The 18,323-nt window shown below is 64.9% G+C and carries 22 protein-coding genes and 1 tRNA gene; 19 read left to right on the top strand and 4 right to left on the bottom strand.

All coding sequences use genetic code 11. The features are described from left to right. Positions 1-159 precede the first annotated feature (159 nt). From ldtR to NLM15_RS25585, 12 genes are all read left to right on the top strand, one after another. Positions 160-678, top strand: a complete 519-nt coding sequence (ldtR, locus tag NLM15_RS25640; protein ID WP_011087797.1) for a transcriptional regulator LdtR — start codon at positions 160-162, stop codon at positions 676-678. Between the two features lie 199 nt (positions 679-877). After that, the gene (locus NLM15_RS25635) at positions 878-1,114 is read left to right on the top strand and encodes a hypothetical protein (protein WP_254120221.1); all 237 of its coding nucleotides are present in this window, start codon (positions 878-880) and stop codon (positions 1,112-1,114) included. A 37-nt stretch (positions 1,115-1,151) separates the two neighbouring features. Further along, entirely contained in the window at positions 1,152-1,373 is a 222-nt protein-coding gene (locus NLM15_RS25630; RefSeq protein WP_254120220.1) for a hypothetical protein, read from the top strand. A gap of 265 nt (positions 1,374-1,638) precedes the next feature. After that, positions 1,639-2,937, top strand: a complete 1,299-nt coding sequence (glyA, locus tag NLM15_RS25625) for a serine hydroxymethyltransferase (RefSeq protein ID WP_254120219.1) — start codon at positions 1,639-1,641, stop codon at positions 2,935-2,937. 16 nt (positions 2,938-2,953) lie between these two features. Continuing rightward, entirely contained in the window at positions 2,954-3,436 is a 483-nt protein-coding gene (gene nrdR / locus NLM15_RS25620) for a transcriptional regulator NrdR (protein WP_007603426.1), read from the top strand. After that, complete coding sequence (gene ribD, locus NLM15_RS25615; protein WP_254120218.1) at positions 3,433-4,581, top strand: bifunctional diaminohydroxyphosphoribosylaminopyrimidine deaminase/5-amino-6-(5-phosphoribosylamino)uracil reductase RibD; 1,149 nt, start codon at positions 3,433-3,435, stop codon at positions 4,579-4,581. The genes nrdR and ribD overlap by 4 nt, the downstream gene beginning before the upstream one ends. Further along, positions 4,581-5,189, top strand: a complete 609-nt coding sequence (locus NLM15_RS25610; RefSeq protein ID WP_254120217.1) for a riboflavin synthase — start codon at positions 4,581-4,583, stop codon at positions 5,187-5,189. The genes ribD and NLM15_RS25610 overlap by 1 nt, the downstream gene beginning before the upstream one ends. Positions 5,190-5,279: 90 nt before the next feature. Further along, positions 5,280-5,771, top strand: a complete 492-nt coding sequence (gene ribH / locus NLM15_RS25605) for a 6,7-dimethyl-8-ribityllumazine synthase (protein ID WP_254120216.1) — start codon at positions 5,280-5,282, stop codon at positions 5,769-5,771. A gap of 3 nt (positions 5,772-5,774) precedes the next feature. Beyond that, the gene (nusB, locus tag NLM15_RS25600) at positions 5,775-6,275 is read left to right on the top strand and encodes a transcription antitermination factor NusB (protein WP_254120215.1); all 501 of its coding nucleotides are present in this window, start codon (positions 5,775-5,777) and stop codon (positions 6,273-6,275) included. Positions 6,276-6,450: 175 nt separating this feature from the next. Beyond that, positions 6,451-7,449, top strand: a complete 999-nt coding sequence (gene thiL / locus NLM15_RS25595) for a thiamine-phosphate kinase (protein ID WP_254120214.1) — start codon at positions 6,451-6,453, stop codon at positions 7,447-7,449. 87 nt (positions 7,450-7,536) lie between these two features. Beyond that, positions 7,537-8,184 (top strand): hypothetical protein, encoded by a 648-nt coding sequence (locus tag NLM15_RS25590; RefSeq protein ID WP_254120213.1) that lies wholly within the window; start codon positions 7,537-7,539, stop codon positions 8,182-8,184. Positions 8,185-8,469: 285 nt separating this feature from the next. Continuing rightward, positions 8,470-10,590 (top strand): sodium-translocating pyrophosphatase, encoded by a 2,121-nt coding sequence (locus NLM15_RS25585; protein WP_254120212.1) that lies wholly within the window; start codon positions 8,470-8,472, stop codon positions 10,588-10,590. 106 nt (positions 10,591-10,696) lie between these two features. Here NLM15_RS25585 and NLM15_RS25580 read toward each other — a convergent pair whose 3' ends face one another. The 4 genes from NLM15_RS25580 to NLM15_RS25565 all read right to left on the bottom strand — a co-directional run bounded on the left by NLM15_RS25580 (position 10,697) and on the right by NLM15_RS25565 (position 13,202). Then, positions 10,697-11,113 (bottom strand): carboxymuconolactone decarboxylase family protein, encoded by a 417-nt coding sequence (locus NLM15_RS25580; RefSeq protein ID WP_254124406.1) that lies wholly within the window; start codon positions 11,111-11,113, stop codon positions 10,697-10,699. Beyond that, positions 11,052-11,480: a MerR family transcriptional regulator gene (locus NLM15_RS25575; RefSeq protein WP_254120211.1), complete on the bottom strand. Its 429-nt coding sequence runs from the start codon at positions 11,478-11,480 to the stop codon at positions 11,052-11,054. The genes NLM15_RS25580 and NLM15_RS25575 overlap by 62 nt, the downstream gene beginning before the upstream one ends. A 138-nt stretch (positions 11,481-11,618) precedes the next feature. Next, positions 11,619-12,620 (bottom strand): tripartite tricarboxylate transporter substrate binding protein, encoded by a 1,002-nt coding sequence (locus NLM15_RS25570; RefSeq protein WP_254120210.1) that lies wholly within the window; start codon positions 12,618-12,620, stop codon positions 11,619-11,621. A gap of 96 nt (positions 12,621-12,716) precedes the next feature. Continuing rightward, the gene (locus NLM15_RS25565) at positions 12,717-13,202 is read right to left on the bottom strand and encodes an outer membrane protein assembly factor BamE (protein ID WP_254120209.1); all 486 of its coding nucleotides are present in this window, start codon (positions 13,200-13,202) and stop codon (positions 12,717-12,719) included. Between the two features lie 98 nt (positions 13,203-13,300). On the opposite strand from NLM15_RS25565, the gene NLM15_RS25560 reads away from it, so the two are divergent. The 7 genes from NLM15_RS25560 to NLM15_RS25530 all read left to right on the top strand — a co-directional run bounded on the left by NLM15_RS25560 (position 13,301) and on the right by NLM15_RS25530 (position 18,035). Further along, positions 13,301-13,852 (top strand): ubiquinol-cytochrome C chaperone family protein, encoded by a 552-nt coding sequence (locus tag NLM15_RS25560; RefSeq protein WP_254120208.1) that lies wholly within the window; start codon positions 13,301-13,303, stop codon positions 13,850-13,852. Then, positions 13,849-14,418: a DUF177 domain-containing protein gene (locus NLM15_RS25555; RefSeq protein ID WP_254120207.1), complete on the top strand. Its 570-nt coding sequence runs from the start codon at positions 13,849-13,851 to the stop codon at positions 14,416-14,418. Before NLM15_RS25560 ends, NLM15_RS25555 begins: the two co-directional genes overlap by 4 nt. Before the next feature lie 296 nt (positions 14,419-14,714). Continuing rightward, positions 14,715-15,776, top strand: coding sequence for a phosphate acyltransferase PlsX (plsX, locus tag NLM15_RS25550; RefSeq protein ID WP_254120206.1), 1,062 nt, complete (start codon positions 14,715-14,717; stop codon positions 15,774-15,776). After that, positions 15,773-16,753, top strand: coding sequence for a beta-ketoacyl-ACP synthase III (locus tag NLM15_RS25545; protein ID WP_254120205.1), 981 nt, complete (start codon positions 15,773-15,775; stop codon positions 16,751-16,753). Before plsX ends, NLM15_RS25545 begins: the two co-directional genes overlap by 4 nt. 132 nt (positions 16,754-16,885) lie before the next feature. Next, positions 16,886-17,227, top strand: coding sequence for an integration host factor subunit alpha (locus tag NLM15_RS25540; protein ID WP_028152484.1), 342 nt, complete (start codon positions 16,886-16,888; stop codon positions 17,225-17,227). A gap of 24 nt (positions 17,228-17,251) precedes the next feature. After that, positions 17,252-17,833: a MerR family transcriptional regulator gene (locus NLM15_RS25535; RefSeq protein WP_254120204.1), complete on the top strand. Its 582-nt coding sequence runs from the start codon at positions 17,252-17,254 to the stop codon at positions 17,831-17,833. A gap of 124 nt (positions 17,834-17,957) precedes the next feature. Next, positions 17,958-18,035, top strand: a tRNA-Pro gene (locus NLM15_RS25530). The last annotated feature ends 288 nt before the right edge of the window (positions 18,036-18,323 follow it).

The raw sequence follows: 18,323 nt of genomic DNA, 5'->3' as shown, positions 1-18,323 counted from the left end.
TGGCACAGGCTTAATCCGCAATTCACTGTCTTAAATTCATGATCTCTTTATTCTCTTATTTAAGCCGATCTTCAAACGAGCCCCTTAAGTTGCACCTATCAGACGGGACACAAGTTTCGTCGAATAAGTGTCGATAAAAACGACAACAGGGGAAGTGTCATGATGAAAGCCGTCGCAACTGCGGCCGATACGGCAGAGCGCGTCTCCGGCCAGCAGGGTTCGGTACAGTCGCTCTATCTGGAAGCTTTGACTCTGGTGGAGCGGCTGCATCGCCGGCTCCTCGACGTCATCAAGGATGAATTCGATCGCCGCGGCCGTGCGGACATCAACTCGGTGCAGGCGCTCCTGCTCTACAACATCGGCGACAAGGAGCTGACCGCGGGCGAACTGCGCACGCGCGGTTATTATCTCGGCTCCAACGTCTCCTACAATCTGAAGAAGCTCGTCGAGCTCGGCTTCCTCGATCATCAGCGCTCGCGCGTTGATCGCCGCTCGGTGCGCATCCGCCTGACGCCGCAGGGCCAGGAAGTCCGCCGCATCGTCGACTCCCTCTACCAGAAGCACGTCAAGACGGTGGAGCAGGTCGGCGGCATCTCGGGCGAGGAGTTCTCGACCCTCAACAAGTCGCTGCACCGCCTCGAGCGGTTCTGGACCGACCAGATCCTGTATCGTCTCTGAGTTCTTTTCGACGGGACTTGGCCAAGCCGGCCCACAACAAGACCGGCAAGCCTCCCGAACGTGCCTAACTTCCCCAAGCGCGCCGGCCCGGCCTTGCCCGGACCGGTGCGTTTTGTCGTCTTCGCGACTGCGAAATAATTACCCGGCCTTCGGAACCAGTTCCCCGCATCGCAGTTACTTCTTCGGATCGGAGGATGCGATGCTGGTCGAGCGCGGGCTTCAGGCAATGAACGTCGAACTCGTGAGCGATGCCTACGCCATCGCCGCGAATTATCTCCGTCGCTCCGGCGCGATCCCCGACACGCTCGTCACCAACGAGAGCCTGCTCGAGATCATCATCAAGCTGATCCAGCACGGCGAATTCAACAAGATCAGGCTGGCCAACAAGGCCATCGCCAGGTTCGAGGCGCAGTCCGAGGCCAGAGCGGTTGCCTGATCAGAACTCCCAAATTTCCAGAGAAGCAGAGGGTGCTATGGAAGCTGCCATCGACCGCATCATGCAGACCTATGACCTGCTCGCCAACCGCACCGCTGCGGCGAGCGAGGAGGCGCGCATGAAGGTGACGAATTACCTCAACACGTTGATGGAAGCCGGCGAGAAGGACACTCACAGGTTGACGGTGTGCGGACTGACCTATCTGCGCCAGCTCGACGGCAGCGTGGATCCTGTGAAGGCGGGGTACACCGGGCTGTAGGGGCGGGCCCGATCGGCCGGCGCCCGCACGGATTATAAGGTCCATATCGGACCCTTCAGGACTGATCGGGGCGGACGGTTCCAGAGAGCCGTCCTGCCGCCCGGATCCTCCGGTCCCCCACCATATCTTGCATAAATATCAGGCCCGACCCGCAAATACTTGGCCGGGGGCGGGCGATGTGGTAGATCGCGCTCGCCGCTTCCGATCGCCACACCAGACCGCCCGTAGCCCGCCAAAAGGCTGCGGCGGTGGAGATATTCGCAAGATGACGTCAGCCAAAACCGCCTCCGCGCCCGATTCGTTTTTCACCGCCTCGCTCGAGCAGGCCGACCCGGAAATCGCCGCCGCCATCAAGGGCGAGCTCGGCCGGCAGCGCCATGAAGTCGAGCTGATCGCCTCCGAGAACATCGTCAGCCGGGCCGTGCTGGAAGCGCAGGGTTCGGTGATGACCAACAAATACGCGGAAGGCTATCCGGGCGCGCGCTACTATGGCGGTTGTGAGTGGGTCGACGTTGCCGAGAACCTCGCGATCGATCGCGCCAAGAAGCTGTTCGGTGCCGGCTTCGCCAACGTGCAGCCGAACTCCGGCAGCCAGATGAACCAGGCGGTGTTCCTGGCGCTGCTCCAGCCCGGCGACACTTTCATGGGTCTCGACCTCGCGGCCGGCGGCCATCTCACCCACGGCTCGCCCGTCAACATGAGCGGCAAATGGTTCAAGGCCGCGCACTACACGGTGCGCCGCGAGGACCAGATCATCGACATGGACGCGGTCGCCAAGCAGGCCGAAGAGGTCAAGCCGAAGCTGATCGTCGCCGGCGGCTCGGCCTATTCGCGCGCCTGGGACTTCAAGCGCTTCCGCGAGATCGCTGACAGCGTAGGCGCGTATCTCCTGGTCGACATGGCGCACTTCGCGGGCCTCGTCGCCGGCGGCGTGCATGCCTCGCCCGTGCCGTATGCGCACGTCACCACCACCACGACGCACAAGTCGCTGCGCGGTCCGCGCGGCGGCCTGATCCTCTCCAACGACGAGGCGCTCGCCAAGAAGCTCAACTCGGCGATCTTCCCGGGCCTGCAGGGCGGTCCCCTGATGCATGTGATCGCGGCGAAGGCGGTTGCCTTCGGCGAGGCGCTGCGTCCGGACTTCAAGGTCTATGCGAAGAACGTCGTCGAGAACGCCAAGGCGCTGGCGGAGGCGATGAAGAGCCACGGCTTCGATATTGTCTCGGGCGGCACCGATAACCATTTGATGCTCGTCGACCTCAGGCCGAAGGGCCTGAAGGGCAACGTCTCGGAGAAGGCGCTGGTTCGCGCTGCCATCACCTGCAACAAGAACGGCATTCCGTTCGACCCCGAAAAGCCGTTCGTCACCTCGGGCCTGCGTCTCGGCACGCCCGCTGCGACGACCCGCGGCTTCGGCGTCGCCGAATTCCAGCAGGTCGGCGGCATGATCGCCGAGGTCCTGAACGCGATCGCGCAATCCGATGACGGCAAGGCGCCGCTCGTCGAAGCCGCGATCAAGGAACGGGTCAAGGCGCTCACTGACCGGTTCCCGATCTATCAGTAAGGTCTAGGGTAAACGGATGCGCTGCCCGAACTGCAACAGTCTCGATACGCAGGTAAAGGACTCGCGTCCGACCGAGGATTCTTCCGTCATCCGCAGGCGGCGCGTGTGCGTCGCCTGCAATTTCCGTTTCACCACCTTCGAGCGCGTGCAGCTGCGCGAGCTCACGGTGATCAAGCGCAACGGCCGCCGCGTGCCGTTCGACCGCGACAAGCTGATGCGGTCGGTGTCGATCAGCTTGCGCAAGCGACAGGTCGAGCCGGAGCGGGTGGAGAAAATGGTCTCCACCATCGTCCGCGAGCTCGAGACCGGCGGCGAGGCCGAGATCTCCTCCGAGGTGATCGGCGAGACCGTGATGGAGCATCTGCGCACGCTCGACGACGTCGCCTATGTGCGCTTCGCCTCCGTCTACCGCAATTTCCGCGAGGCCAAGGATTTCGCCGACGTGCTCGGCGAGCTCTCCGGTGAGGAGGAAGCGCGGCTCGCCGCGATCCGCAAATGATCTTCCGGATCCTGGAGGATCAGTTCGCGCAGAAGGCCCGCGAGTCCAAAGACGCCGATCGCCGCTTCATGCAGCTTGCGCTGGCGCTCGGCCGGCGCGGGCAGGGGCGCACCTGGCCCAATCCCGCCGTCGGCGCGGTCATCGTGAAAGACGGGGTCATCGTCGGCCGCGGCTGGACGCAGCCGGGCGGGCGGCCGCATGGCGAGCCCGAAGCGCTGCGGCGCGCAGGCGAGGCCGCGCGCGGCGCCACGCTCTACGTCACGCTCGAGCCATGCTCGCATTTCGGCAAGTCGCCGCCTTGCGCAGACGCGGTGATCGCAGCCGGCATCACGCGGGTGGTTGCGGCGATCGAGGATCCCAATCCTGAAGTCGCGGGCCAGGGTCATGCGCGCTTGCGCGCCGCCGGCATCACGGTGGATGTGGGTCTGTGCGCGGCAGAGGCCGCGTTCGATCACGCAGGGCATTTTCGCCGCATCCGCGACAAGCGCCCGCATGTGATCCTGAAGCTCGCGGTCTCGCCTGACGGCAAGATCGGTGCCGCTGGCGGCAAGCCGCTTGCGATCACGGGCGAGGCCGTGCGCAACTGCGTGCATTTGCTCCGCGCACAGAGCGACGCCATCCTGGTCGGCATCGGCACGGTGCTGGCGGATGATCCGCAGCTCAACTGTCGCCTGCCGGGCATGGAAGCACGTTCTCCCGTACGCGTCGTGCTCGACCAGAATCTGCGTATTCCGGCCGCGAGCCAGCTTGGTCGTTCCGCGCGGGAGACGCCGGTCTGGGTGATCGGCTCCGAGCTTGCGGAAGCCGCGGCCGCGACGCGGCTCGGGGCGGCGGGCGTTCAGATCATCCGCATACCGCCAGGGAGCGCTTCCGGGTTCGATCTTTCGGCCGTGCTGCACACGCTGGCCGAGAGGGGCATCTCACGGCTACTGGTCGAAGGCGGCAGCCGCGTTGCGGCGTCCTTCATCGCGGCCGACCTCGCCGACGAGATCTGGCTGTTCCGCGGCGCGGAAGAGGTCGGCCCCGGCGGCGTCGATGCGCTCGATGCATTGCCCCTGTCGAAAATCACGCAGTCGCAGGCCTATAAGGTTCATGCTAGCGAGACATTCGACAGGGATACTCTCACCATCTACGAGCGCTCGTAATGTTCACTGGCATTGTCACCGATATCGGCGAGATCGTCGGCTTCACGCCAACGGCGCAGGGCCAGTTGCATCGGTTGCGCATCGCCTGCCGCTACGATCAGACCACGATCGCCGACGGCGCCTCGATCGCCTGCAACGGCGTCTGCCTGACGGTGGTCGCTTCCGGCGTCGAAGCCGGCAGAACCTGGTTCGACGTCGATGCCGCCGCCGAGACGCTGGCGTTGACGACGGCAAGGCACTGGAAGGTCGGGACCAGGCTCAATCTCGAGCGTGCGCTGAAGATAGGCGACGAGCTCGGCGGCCATATCGTCGCCGGCCACGCCGACGGCATTGCGACCCTGGTCAGCCGCGAGGACCTGCCTGATATGGCGCGGTTCGAGCTCTCGACCACGCGGGAGCTCGCGCGATTCATCGCCACCAAGGGCTCGATCACGCTCGACGGCGTCTCGCTGACCGTCAATACGGTGAAGGACGTGACCTTTTCGGTCTTGATCATCCCGCACACGCTGACGGTCACGATGATCGGCGGCTGGAAGGCGGGTGCAGAGGTCAATATCGAGGTCGACCTGATGGCCCGCTACGCAGCGCGGCTGACGGAAATGAAGTGACCGGCGAAGCCGGAACGACAGTTTAAAACTTGGCTTACCAGCCTGCGGCGACTACATAACGCGCCGACCTCTGTAGAACGGATTTTGACGATGGCAGACGCGCGACGCGCACCCCTGAAGGACCAGACCGACATTTCCGGCGCACGCGCGCTGATTGTCGAGGCGCGGTTCTATGACGATCTCCAGGATGCGCTTCTGGACGGCGCGGTGACCGAGCTGAAGGCGGCCGGGCTGACGCATGACGTCATCACGGTTCCCGGCGCGCTGGAAATCCCGGCGGCGATCGCCATCGCGATCGACGCGGCTGCCGCAAACGGCAAGCCCTATGACGCGGTGATCGCGCTCGGCTGCGTGATCCGCGGCGACACCATCCATTTCGAGATCGTCTCGCAGGAATCCTCGCGTGCGCTGATGGATCTCGCGGTGGCGCGGAAGCTGCCGCTCGGCAACGGCATCCTCACCGTCAACAACGAGGACCAGGCCTGGGCGCGGGCGCGCGCCAGCGAGCTCAACAAGGGCGGCGATGCCGCGCGCGCGGCGCTTGCCATGCTGCGCATCAAACGCCGCCTGGCGCGGGCCTGAGCGATGGCCGACAACAACAAAAAACCGGCGGCGGGCGCTCCGGAGAAGAAGGCGAACCGGCGCGGTGCGGCGCGGCTCGCGGCCGTCCAGGCGCTGTACCAGATGGACATCGCCGGCGCCGGCATCAACGACATCTTTGCGGAGTTCGAAAGCCACTGGCTCGGCAACGAGGTCGAGGGCGACACCTATTTGCCGGCGGAAGCCGCGTTCTTCCGCGACGTCGTCTCGGGCGTCGTGCGCGACCAGAAGAAGCTGGATCCCCTGATCGACGAGGCGCTGTCGACGGGCTGGCCGCTGAAGCGCATCGAGGCCATCCTGCGCGCTGTGCTGCGGGCAGGGGCCTACGAGCTCCAGCATCGCAAGGACGTGCCGGGCCGCGTCGTCGTGTCCGAATATGTCGACGTCGCCAACGCCTTCGTCGATCGCGAGGAGACCGGCATGGTGAACGCGGTTCTCGACCAGATCGGCCGCCAGTTTCGTGGCGACGAGTTCGGGCGAGGGTAGACATTCGCGAGGGCGGTGAAGTGATGCAACGCGGCTGCCTCACGCTCCCCTGTCATGCCCCGCGAAGGCGGGGCATCCAGTACGCCGCGACCTATCGATTTCAAACGACTGTCTCTGGAATACTGGATCGCCCGGTCAAGCCGGGCGATGACGGCGAGGGGTGAGGCTGGCGTTGATGGCAAACCCGCACAACCCCTCCGCCGAAGACTCCCTCATCGCGCGCTATTTCAAGCCGCTGGCGACTGACCCCGGCGCGTTCGGGCTGGTCGACGATGCCGCGGTTCTGTCCGCATCCGGCGACGACATCGTCGTTACCACCGACGCCGTCGTCGAGGGGGTGCACTATCTTGCCAGCGACCCGCCCGACACGATTGCGCGAAAAGCGCTGCGGGTGAACCTGTCCGATCTCGCCGCCAAGGGCGCAACGCCGGCCGGCTTCGTGCTGACGCTGGCGCTGCGCAGCAAGGAGGATGCCTGGCTCAGGCCGTTCGCTGATGCGCTTGGCGAGGACGCAAAAACCTTCGCGTGCCCGCTGCTCGGCGGCGACACGGTGTCGACGCCGGGGCCGCAGATGATCTCGATCACCGCCTTCGGCCGCGTGCCGAAGGGACGGATGGTCGGCCGGACCGGCGCGCGGCCGGGCGACCGCATCCTGGTGACCGGAACGATCGGCGATGCCGCGCTCGGCCTCGACGTGCTCACGGGCGGCGCGGTGGCCGGGGCGCTCGCGTCCGAGCAGGAAGCAAAGGAGATGCTGGTCTCGCGCTATCGCGTCCCGCAGCCGCGCAATGTGCTGGCGCAGGCCGTGCGTGACCATGCGTCGGCCGCGATGGATGTCTCCGACGGGCTCGCCGGTGACCTGACGAAACTCTGTGCAGCGTCCGGCGTCTCGGGCACGATCGACGTCGCGAACGTGCCGCTCTCGGCTGCTGCGGCCGGCCTGATCGCGGGCAACGTCGTTTGCGTTGAGACGCTGCTCGCCGGGGGCGACGACTACGAGGTGCTGTGCACCGTGCCGCCAGCACAGAGCGATGCGCTGATTGCCGCAGGTCAGGCGGCAGGCGTGGCCGTCACGGCGATCGGCACGATCGTCGCAGGCCATGAGCGGCCGCGCTTTCTGGACGGGCAGGGCCAGGAACTGGCCTTGACGCGCCTGTCCTACAGCCACTTCTGAATTCAGGTCCGCCTCGAACCTGATCTATCCGCCGGTCTTTCCGGCCGCCGCTTGCCGCAACCTCGGCGAAAGCAAGCGGATGTATCGATGTCCATTGATGCGAAAGCAGCCAATGGATGCGATTCGATGACGGCGGCCGTTTCGAGTGTGAGCAACACGCAGACTGTTCCAGGCAGGGAGTGCGGAAGCTGCACGCTCTGTTGCAAGGTTTACAACGTGGTCGAGCTCGGCAAGGCCGCCGGCAAATGGTGCTCGCATTGCAAGCCCGGCCGGGGCTGCACGATCCACGACAGCCTGCCCAGTGAGTGCGCGGCGTTCAATTGTCTCTGGAAAACCATGCCGTCGATGTCGATGCAATGGAAGCCCGATCAGTCGAAGATGGTGCTGACCTTGCACCCTGGAACCAACAACATTCATGCCGTGGTCGATCCCGGCCAACCATCGGCATGGACCCGGGAGCCTTATCACGGCCAGTTGCGCTTGTTGTCGAAGACCAACATGACGAAAGGCCATCTTGTGGTGGTGTTGGTCAATGAGCAGGCGACGCTCATCCTGCCCGACCAGGATGTGCCGCTCGGCGTCCTCAAGCCCGAGCAGGTTATTTCGGTGACGCTGGAGGCTGGCCCCAATGGCAGCGTCTACGACGTCAAGATCTTCAGCCGGCGCATGACAGCGGACGGGCAGACCTTGGAAATGGCCTCGACATCCCGTCATCCCGTGAGGTCGGCGGCCTAGGCGTGGCCGCGGCACCAAGCCGCGCCCGGTTCGGAGGTCGTCTCCCGGCGCGGCACCAAGCCGGCGGCCAAGCGCTCAGGATTAGGTCTAATTACCTGCCGAGATCGGCTTTTTCGGCCTTATCCGGCGTTGCACCCTCAATTTGATTTTGGCAAGCTTGTGACCGAGCAGGGCCACACCTTCGCGCGAGGGGCGGCCCTGTTCAACATAAGGGCGCCGCACCGCATGACGGAAAAACAAAAGGCGCCGGGGGTACGTACATCAAGGATCTGAGGCAAAAATCACATGACAGCATTATGGTTGATAGTGCTCTGCGGAGTGCTTTCCGTCGTCTACGCGATTTGGGCGACGTCTTCGGTGTTGAGTGCGGATGCGGGGTCACCGCGCATGCAGGAGATCGCGGGAGCGGTGCGTGAAGGCGCACAGGCGTATCTCCGGCGCCAGTACACCACGATCGGCATCGTCGGCATCGTCATCTTCGTGCTGCTTGCCTATTTCCTCGGGCTCTATGTCGCGATCGGTTTCGCCATCGGCGCCATCCTGTCGGGTGCGGCCGGTTTCATCGGCATGAACGTCTCCGTCCGGGCCAATGTGCGCACCGCCCAGGCCGCGACCACGTCGCTGGCCGGCGGCCTCGAGCTCGCCTTCAAGGCGGGCGCGATCACCGGCATGCTGGTGGCGGGTCTCGCGCTGCTCGGCGTGACGCTCTATTTCGGCTTCCTGGTCCATTCGCTGAAGCTCGCACCCGATAGCCGAACCGTGGTCGACGCCATGGTGGCGCTCGGCTTCGGTGCTTCGCTGATCTCGATCTTCGCCCGTCTCGGCGGCGGCATCTTCACCAAGGGTGCGGACGTCGGCGGCGACCTCGTCGGCAAGGTCGAGGCCGGCATCCCCGAGGACGACCCACGCAACCCGGCCACCATCGCCGACAACGTCGGTGACAACGTCGGCGACTGCGCCGGCATGGCCGCCGACCTGTTCGAGACCTATGCGGTGACCGCGGTCGCCACCATGGTGCTCGCGGCGATCTTCTTCGCCAAGACGCCGATCCTCGCCAACATGATGACGCTGCCGCTCGCCATCGGCGGCATCTGCATCATCACCTCGATCATCGGCACGTTCTTCGTGAAGCTCGGGCCGAGCCAGTCGATCATGGGCGCGCTCTACAAGGGCCTGATCGCAACCGGCATCCTGTCGCTGGTCGGCATCGCCGGGGTGATCTACTCCCTGATCGGCTTCGGCAAGCTCGACGGCGTCGACTATACCGGCATGGCGCTGTTCGAGTGCGGCGTGGTCGGCCTCATCGTCACCGCGCTGATCATCTGGATCACCGAGTACTACACCGGCACGGACTATCGCCCGGTGAAGTCGATCGCGCAGGCCTCGGTGACCGGTCACGGCACCAACGTGATCCAGGGTCTCGCCGTCTCGATGGAAGCGACCGCGCTGCCCGCGATCGTCATCATCGCCGGCATCCTGGTCACCTACAGCCTGGCCGGCCTGTTCGGCATCGCGATCGCGACCGCCACCATGCTGGCGCTGGCCGGCATGGTCGTCGCGCTCGACGCCTTCGGCCCGGTCACCGACAACGCCGGCGGCATCGCCGAGATGGCGGGCCTGCCGAAGGAGGTGCGCAAGTCGACCGACGCGCTCGACGCGGTCGGCAACACCACCAAGGCGGTGACCAAGGGCTACGCGATCGGCTCCGCCGGTCTCGGCGCGCTGGTGCTGTTCGCAGCCTACAACCAGGACCTCAAGTTCTTCGTTGCGGACTCTGCGCGCCACACCTACTTCGCCGGCGTCAATCCGGACTTCTCGCTCAACAACCCGTATGTGGTGGTTGGCCTGTTGTTCGGCGGCCTGCTGCCGTATTTGTTCGGCGCGATGGGCATGACGGCCGTGGGCCGTGCGGCCAGCGCGATCGTCGAGGAGGTGCGGCGCCAGTTCCGCGAGAAGCCGGGCATCATGCAGGGCACCGACAAGCCGGATTACGGCAAGGCGGTCGACCTGCTCACCCGCGCGGCGATCAAGGAGATGATCATCCCCTCGCTGCTCCCGGTGCTGTCGCCGATCGTCGTCTACTTCCTGATCTACGCGATCGCGGGCGGCGGCGCGGCCGGCAAGTCGGCGGCGTTCTCGGCGGTCGGCGCGATGCTGCTCGGCGTGATCGTGACCGGCCTGTTCGTCGCGATCTCGATGACCTCGGGCGGCGGCGCCTGGGACAACGCGAAGAAGTACATCGAGGACGGTCACTTCGGCGGCAAGGGCTCTGACGCCCACAAGTCGGCGGTGACCGGCGACACCGTCGGCGATCCCTACAAGGACACGGCGGGACCGGCGGTGAACCCGATGATCAAGATCACCAACATCGTGGCGCTCTTGCTGCTGGCGATCCTCGCGCACTGAGCGGCCTCGACGACCCCAAGACAAAGCCCCGCGGCGCGAGCCGCGGGGCTTTGTCAGGGGCCGCGCAGTCCGGCTGCACGACAAAACAGGGTTCGACCGTAGAGCTTCAGGCTTTCGGCTCCGATCCGTCCTCGGCTCTTTGCGCAAATACCTCCTTCGCTGCGAACAGGCCGTTGAGGGCAGCCGGGAAGCCGGCATAGACGGCCATCTGTATGAGGATCTCGACAATCTCCTCTCGGCCGAGCCCGACATTCAGGCCAGCCTCGATATGCACCTTGAGCTGAGGTGTGGCGTTCCCCATGGCCGCGAGCGCTGCGATCGTTGCGATTTCGCGCGACCGGATGTCGAGCCCGGGCCGCGAGTAGATGTCACCGAATGGAAACTCGAAGACATAGGTGGCAAAGTCTGGGGCGATGTCATCAAGCGCCGCCACGACCTTATGGCCGGCCTCTCCGTCGATCTCAGCGAGCGCGCGGCGACCGCGCTCCAACCGGCTTTCGCCGGCGTTCGGGAAGTGTTGCATCATAATACTTCATCCTCTGTTCCGTTTCGGCATAACCGCCGATCTTGGTGTCGAGGACGAGAAGACAGGCATTCAGTTCGTCGACGTGGGCACGCACGCTTTCACGGTGCCGCTCCAGCAGCGCGCGCCGCTCGGCCTCGGTGCCGCTGCCTCGATCCCGGAGTTCCGCGTAAAGCAGCATGTCCCGGATCGGCATGCCGGTTGTCTTCAGGCGGCCGAGAAACTCGATCCATGCAAGGATCGAGGCGTCGTAGTCACGTCGGCTGGATCGATCCCGGTCGGCGTAGGGCAACAGCCCGATCCGCTCGTAGTAGCGGATCGTGTGGGCCGTCAGTCCGGAACGCTTCGCGAGTTCGCCGATCTTCATGCCTGTCTCTCATCACGACGCGCGGAAACTACGAGTTTGAGCGCGCTCTAAGTCAAGAGACATTCTGGCCCAGACTGTACGAGCGTGGCGCCGTTGGCGGTCGGCAGGTCCGGTCGGGCCATGTGGCGAGCCAGCGACCTACTGCACGTCCATCTGCAGCCCTTCCTTCTGGATGATGCCGGCGAACTTCTTCGTTTCGGCATCCACGAAGGCGGAGAACTGCTCTGGCGTGCCGTAGTCGGCGCGGGCACCCATGGCGGCGATGTTCTTCTTGACGTCGTCGCGCTCCAGCATCGCCTTCACCTGGAGATTGAGCGCCTCGAGCACGGCGGGCTGAACGCCCTTGGGCAGGAACACCGAGAACCAGGACGACACGTCGAAAGCCGCCAGCTCCGGCGCGCTCTCGCGCATCGTTGGCAGGTTCGGCGCAAGGTCGCTGCGCTCGGTCGTGGTGACGCAGAGGCCGTTGAGCGTGCCGTTCTGCACCTGCGGCAGGCTCGGATAGAGGTTGTCGAACAGGATCTGGATGTCGCCGGCGAGCGCGGCCTGGAGCGCGGGACCGGCACCGCGGAACGGGATGTGCGTCATCTTCAGCCCGGTGAGCTGCAGGAACCAGGCGCCGGTGAGGTGAGGGCTCTGGCCGACGCCGGACGAGGCGTAGCTGAGCTTGTCGGGATTGGCCTTCAGATAGGCGATCAGCTCGGCGACCGACTTGATGCCGGTCTTCGGATGCGCCGAGACGATGTTCGGGATCCGGATCATGTTGGTAACAGGCTGGAGCTGGTCCGGCTTGTAGGTGAGGTTCTTGAAAATGCTGTAGGCGATCGCGTTCGGCCCCGGGTTGCCGATCAGGATGGTGTGACCATCGGGCTTGGCGCGGACGACCTCCGCCGTTCCGATCGTGCCGCCGCCGCCGGAGCGGTTTTCCACGACGGCCGATTGGCCCCAGGCGGTTTGCAGATGTGCGGCCAGGAGGCGGCCCATGACGTCGGTCGAACCGCCGGCTGCAGCCGGCACGACGATGCGGACGTTTTCGGTGGGTTTCCAGTCCGCCAGGCTCGATCGCGGCAGGATCGCCGCGGCCGAGAGGCCGGCGGCACCGGCGAGCACGCGGCGGCGGGACAGAAATTTATTGGGCACGAATCCACTCCCTGCTTCTTGTTTTGCAGGGAGCGTAGGGAACCCAACGCGCAACGGCAAGCCGTGCGAGGCGGCACGACGCCGCAGGCTAAAGGCTCAGTTAAAGCTGAGCAGTTTGAAGATCGGCGTGAGGTAACTCATCTCCTGGCCCGACGTCGGTGTCGTGCGGCTGATGAAGTCGAAGATCTTGCCGTCCTGGAGACCGTAATTCGCCAGCCGGCGCACGCGCCGGTTCTTGTCAAAATAGACGGCGATCACGCGCTGGTCGACCACCCTCTGGTTCATGAAGGCGACGATACGCTCCGAGCGTTGCGAGATGTAGTAAAACACCTCACCGTCGAGGGTCGCGACCGTGGAGGGCGTGCCCATCACGATCAGCACCTGGTCCTGGCTCGCGCCGATCGGAATCTGTTCCAGCGCGCCGGGCGGCAGGATGTAACCCTTCTGGAACTGCTCGCCGGTGCAGCCGGCAAGGGCGGCCCCGACCAGAGCGACGGCCGCGAGCATGCGCAGGCCGCGCCAGCGTGCATGAATGCCGCGCCGCTTGTCCGCGCGCAGGCTGGTCTCGTTCGTTATCGTCATAGCGGAACTGATTCCGTCCCCTTGCGTCGCGCGAGGCGCTGAAGTACCGGGCGGAGGCTGCAATTGCAACACGCGCACGCCCGCTTGCGGAACCCACAATGGTTTGGCCGTTCAATCACTTCAGGAAACCCCGGCAAGCCCCGCGCGGCACCATTGAAGCCATCTATGGCATGATCGTGACGCAGGCGCGAGAACCCATGTTTTACCGCGACTTGGGCGTGCCCGATACGGTTAACGGGCGATTCGACCTGTTGCTGCTGCATCTCTGGCTGCTGCTGCGCCGCCTGCGCACGGTCCAGGGCGCCACCGAGCTGTCCCAGGCGCTGTTCGACCGCTTCTGCGAGGACATGGACGACAATCTGCGCGAGATGGGGATCGGCGACCAGACCGTGCCGAAGCGGATGCGGGCCTTCGGCGAGGCGTTTTACGGGCGCGTCCAGGCCTATGACCAGGCCATCGAAGGCGGCGGCGAGGCGCTGGCCGCGGCCATCTGCAAGAATATCCTGAATGGGACCGGCATGGACCAGGCGCGGCAACTCGCGGCCTACGCGCGGGCCACGGAGGCCGATCTCGACCGGACCGACGAGACGGCGCTGCTGGGGGCGTCCTTCAAGTTTCCTCCAGCGCTCAGCGAGGACATCACGCCATGAACCGACCGAACGCAGAATCGAAGCCCGATCCCTGGCGGTCCCCGGTCATCGTCGCGCAGATTCCCGACACCGGACTGCATCGCAAGCTTGAGGCATCAGCCGCCGAACGGCAGGCCATGGCCGAGCTCGCGGGCATCCGCGAGGTCCTTTCCGCCCAGGCCGACCTCGAAATCGTGCCGAAAAGCGGCGGCCGTTACGAGGTCACGGGCCTCGTTCGCGCCCGGATCGGCCAGACTTGTGTGGTCACGCTCGACCCGATCGAGAACGAGATCGAGGAGGAGGTAGACCTGATGTTCGCGCCTGAGGCCGAGGCGCGGCGGCTCGCCGACCTGATCGAGGAGGGGCAGGACGACGCGGAGCCGCCGGAGGTCGTCGATCCGCCGGAGGCCATCATGAACGGCACCATCGACCTCGGCCGGATTGCCACCGATGCGCTGTTCCTGGCGATCGACCCCTATCCGCGCAAGCCGGGCGTCGTGTTCGAGGCCGAGGTCACCGCGCCTGACCCCGAGGACCATCCCTTTGCCGTGCTGAAGGCGCTCCAGGACAAGAAGAAAGACAAATAGCTGGGCATTCCCGGTGAGGATCGCTTTGCGAGGTGGGTGAGCCGCCTGTCTGGATGGTTTGAAGGGCGCTCCTATCTCGTTGATAGCAATGTGCTTATTGTGAATTTCCGCTGCCGCCCACGGATCGCCCCGAATGCAAAAGGCTGGGGGCAAGAGGTTGTTTCGGGATAGCAAAACGCTATTGTCGCGCCCCGGTCCGGGCGCGGCGTGGCGCTAGGCCGGTCGCCATGTCCATGGCGAAGCCATTCTGCGGCCCCGCTCGTTCAAGACCGCACCAGACCAGGTTTCCAGGACTTATGCTAAGCAAGGTGCGCATCGCGCTTGACGCCATGGGAGGCGATGTCGGCCCCGCCGTGGTCATTCCGGGCGCCGCGATCTCGCTTCAGAGGCATCGCGAGATTGAATTCCTGCTGGTCGGGGACCGCGCCAGGATCGAGCCTGAGCTGGAGAAGCATCCCGCCCTCAAGGCCGCTTCGAAGATCATCCATACCGATGTGGCCGTCGGCATGGATGACAAGCCGAGCCAGGCGCTGCGGCGCGGCCGCAGGACCTCCTCGATGTGGCTCGCCATCGATGCGGTGAAGAAGGCCGAGGCGGACGTCGCGATCTCCGCCGGGAATACCGGCGCGCTGATGGCGATGGCGCGCTTCCACCTGCGCACGCTGCCGGGCATCGATCGCCCGGCGATCACAGGGATATGGCCGACCAGGCGCGGCGAGTCCGTCGTGCTCGACCTCGGCGCCACCATCGGCGGTGACGCGCACCATCTGGTATCGCTGGCGCTCATGGGGGCTGCCACGGCAAGCGTGCTGTTCGACAAGAAGCGGCCCACGGTAGGGCTCCTCAATATCGGAACCGAAGAGATCAAGGGCCACGAGGAGATCCGCGAGGCCGGAGAAATCCTGCGGGCGCGGAACCTGCCGGAACTCGACTATATCGGTTTCGTCGAGGGTGACGGCATCGGCAAGGGGCTGGCCGACGTCATCGTCACCGAAGGTTTCAGCGGCAACATCGCGCTCAAGGCCGCCGAGGGAACCGCGCGGCAGATGGCGGAATTACTCCGCAACGAGATGCAGCGGAGCTGGCTGTCCAAGCTCGGCTATCTCTTTGCCCGCAGCGCCTTCCAGGCCCTGCGCGACAAGATGGACCCGAACAAGTCCAATGGCGGCGTGTTCCTGGGTCTGAAAGGACTGGTTGTCAAAAGCCACGGCGGAATCAGCGCCGAAGGCTTTGCCTATGCGATCGATGTTGGCTATGAGATGGCTCACTACGATCTCCTGAACAAGATCAATCAGATGCTCAACCGCGAGGGTAGTGCACTCAATTCCGTGCAGGCCGCGCAGGAGGCTGTTTCGTGACTCAAATTCGTTCGGTCGTGCTCGGCTGCGGCTCTTATCTGCCGGAGCAGGTGGTGACCAACGCCCAATTGGCGGCTCGCATCGACACGTCCGACGAATGGATCGTGCAGCGCACCGGCATTCGCGAGCGGCATATTGCGGCCGAGGGCGAGTTCACCTCGCACTTAGCGGTCAGGGCGGCGCAGGCTGCCCTCAGCGACGCCGGCGTGGACGCCCAGTCGATCGAGCTGATCGTGCTGGCGACCTCGACGCCCGATAACACCTTCCCCGCAACCGCGGTCGCCGTGCAGCACGCGCTCGGCATCAACCATGGCGCGGCGTTCGATCTGCAGGCGGTGTGCTCGGGCTTCGTGTTCGCGCTCGCCACCGCCGACAATTTTCTGCGCACCGGCGCCTACAAGCGCGCGCTGGTGATCGGCGCCGAGACCTTCTCGCGCATCCTCGACTGGAATGATCGCGGTACCTGCGTGCTGTTCGGCGACGGTGCCGGCGCGGTGGTGCTGGAGGCGCAGGAGCAGCCCGGCAATGCGGCGACCGACCGTGGCATCGTGACCACCCACCTGCGCTCCGACGGCCGCCACAAGGCAAAGCTGTTCGTCGATGGCGGTCCGTCCTCGACCCAGACCGTCGGCCATTTGCGCATGGAGGGCCGCGAGGTCTTCAAGCACGCGGTCGGCATGATCACCGACGTGATCGTCGACGCCTTCCAGACGACCGGGCTCAACGCCGACAGCATCGACTGGTTCGTGCCGCACCAGGCCAACAAGCGAATCATCGACGCGTCCGCGCACAAGCTCCACATCGCGCCGGAGAAGGTGGTGCTGACCGTGGACCGTCACGGCAATACCTCGGCGGCTTCGATCCCGCTGGCGCTCTCGGTGGCGCGCAAGGACGGCCGCATCAAGCGCGGCGACATGGTCCTGCTGGAAGCGATGGGCGGCGGCTTCACCTGGGGCTCCGCGCTGGTGCGCTGGTAGTCACAGTCGATAAAATTTTGCCGGAATCAGCGCTCATTATCGATGCGTCTGCATTGATGAGCGCTGTTGACCCGCGTATCGTAACCTCATAATTTCAGACAACAATTGTTCGCCGTGATGTGGGGCAGGGCGATGACCGATCAAAGTAAAACCGTAACGCGTGTCGATCTCTGCGAGGCCGTCTACCAGAAGGTGGGCCTGTCGCGGACGGAATCGTCCGCCTTCGTGGAACTCGTGCTGAAGGAGATCACCGACTGCCTCGAGAAGGGCGAGACGGTGAAATTGTCCTCGTTCGGCTCCTTCATGGTCCGCAAGAAGGGGCAGCGTATCGGCCGTAACCCGAAGACGGGAACCGAGGTGCCGATCTCGCCGCGCCGGGTGATGGTGTTCAAGCCGTCGGCGATCCTGAAGCAGCGGATCAACACCCAGCATCGCGGCAATGGCGACGCCAGCAAGGCTCAACCCGAGGCGTAATCGCCCTTCGGAAAGGATTGGCATTTGGACAAGGCGCCGGATGCGTTCCGAACCATCAGCGAAGTAGCGCAGGAACTCGACATTCCGCAGCACGTGCTGCGGTTCTGGGAGACCCGATTCTCCCAGATCAAGCCGATGAAGCGCAGCGGCGGCCGCCGCTATTACCGCCCCGACGACGTCGACCTGCTCAAGGGCATCCGCCGCCTGCTCTACGGGGAGGGCTATACCATCCGCGGGGTGCAGCGGATCCTGAAAGAGCACGGCGTCAAATCGGTGCAGGGCCTCGCCGACGGCGCGGCCGCGGTCTCGTTCGGAGCCATCGAGGACGCCATCGGCGCGAGCCTGATGGAGCCCGACGACGACGAGGCGCCCATCAAGGGCATCACCGATGCCGACGATGACGACTACCAGGGCGACGAGGAGGAAGGCATCGACTTCCGCTTCACGGAGGTCGACGACGAGGACATCCTCACCACCTTCCGCAAGGGCGGCACTCCCGCCGCGCCCGCCGGCCCCAGCGCGCTGGACCGGGAGCGGCTCGGACGGGCGCTCGCCGACCTCGTGGCCTGCCGGGACATGCTGGATCAGGCAATGAAGGACGGTTAGGGCGGATCGGCCGGCTTTGCGGGCAGTTCCGGTGCTTTCGGCACCGGCCCTCTTCAGGAGAGGCGCCAAAATGGTGTGACCTCGCCTTGCGCAAAGCAGCGATCCTAGCTAATGGAACGACGTTCGGAGCGTGGCGCAGCCCGGTTAGCGCACTAGTCTGGGAGACTAGGGGTCGGAGGTTCAAATCCTCTCGCTCCGACCAAAATTCAGCAACAGGTTCAATTTCTTACAAAGATCGTTCGAACGCTTGGCTTGCCCCACAAAACGGTCCGGGCAAGGAACTGTAAAAGTGTTGCGGGATTTGCCCGCCGAATCGCCCCTTGTGTTCACAGTCTATTTCGATGAGTTGGGTGCACACCGGCGTAGGTAGGCTTCGTGGCGCGCCGAACAAGCGGCTGGCCAAGCCTTGGAGGCACCACGGCTTCGGTTCGCAGCGGAGAGTTTGCCCGCTAGACGAAGGGGCAGTCGGCCTCGTGGCGATCATCAAAGA

The organism is Bradyrhizobium sp. CCGB20, assembly GCF_024199855.1.
Classification (GTDB): domain Bacteria; phylum Pseudomonadota; class Alphaproteobacteria; order Rhizobiales; family Xanthobacteraceae; genus Bradyrhizobium.
The sequence above is the reverse complement of the archived record's forward strand: the minus strand, read 5'-3'. Positions and strand labels throughout refer to the sequence as shown.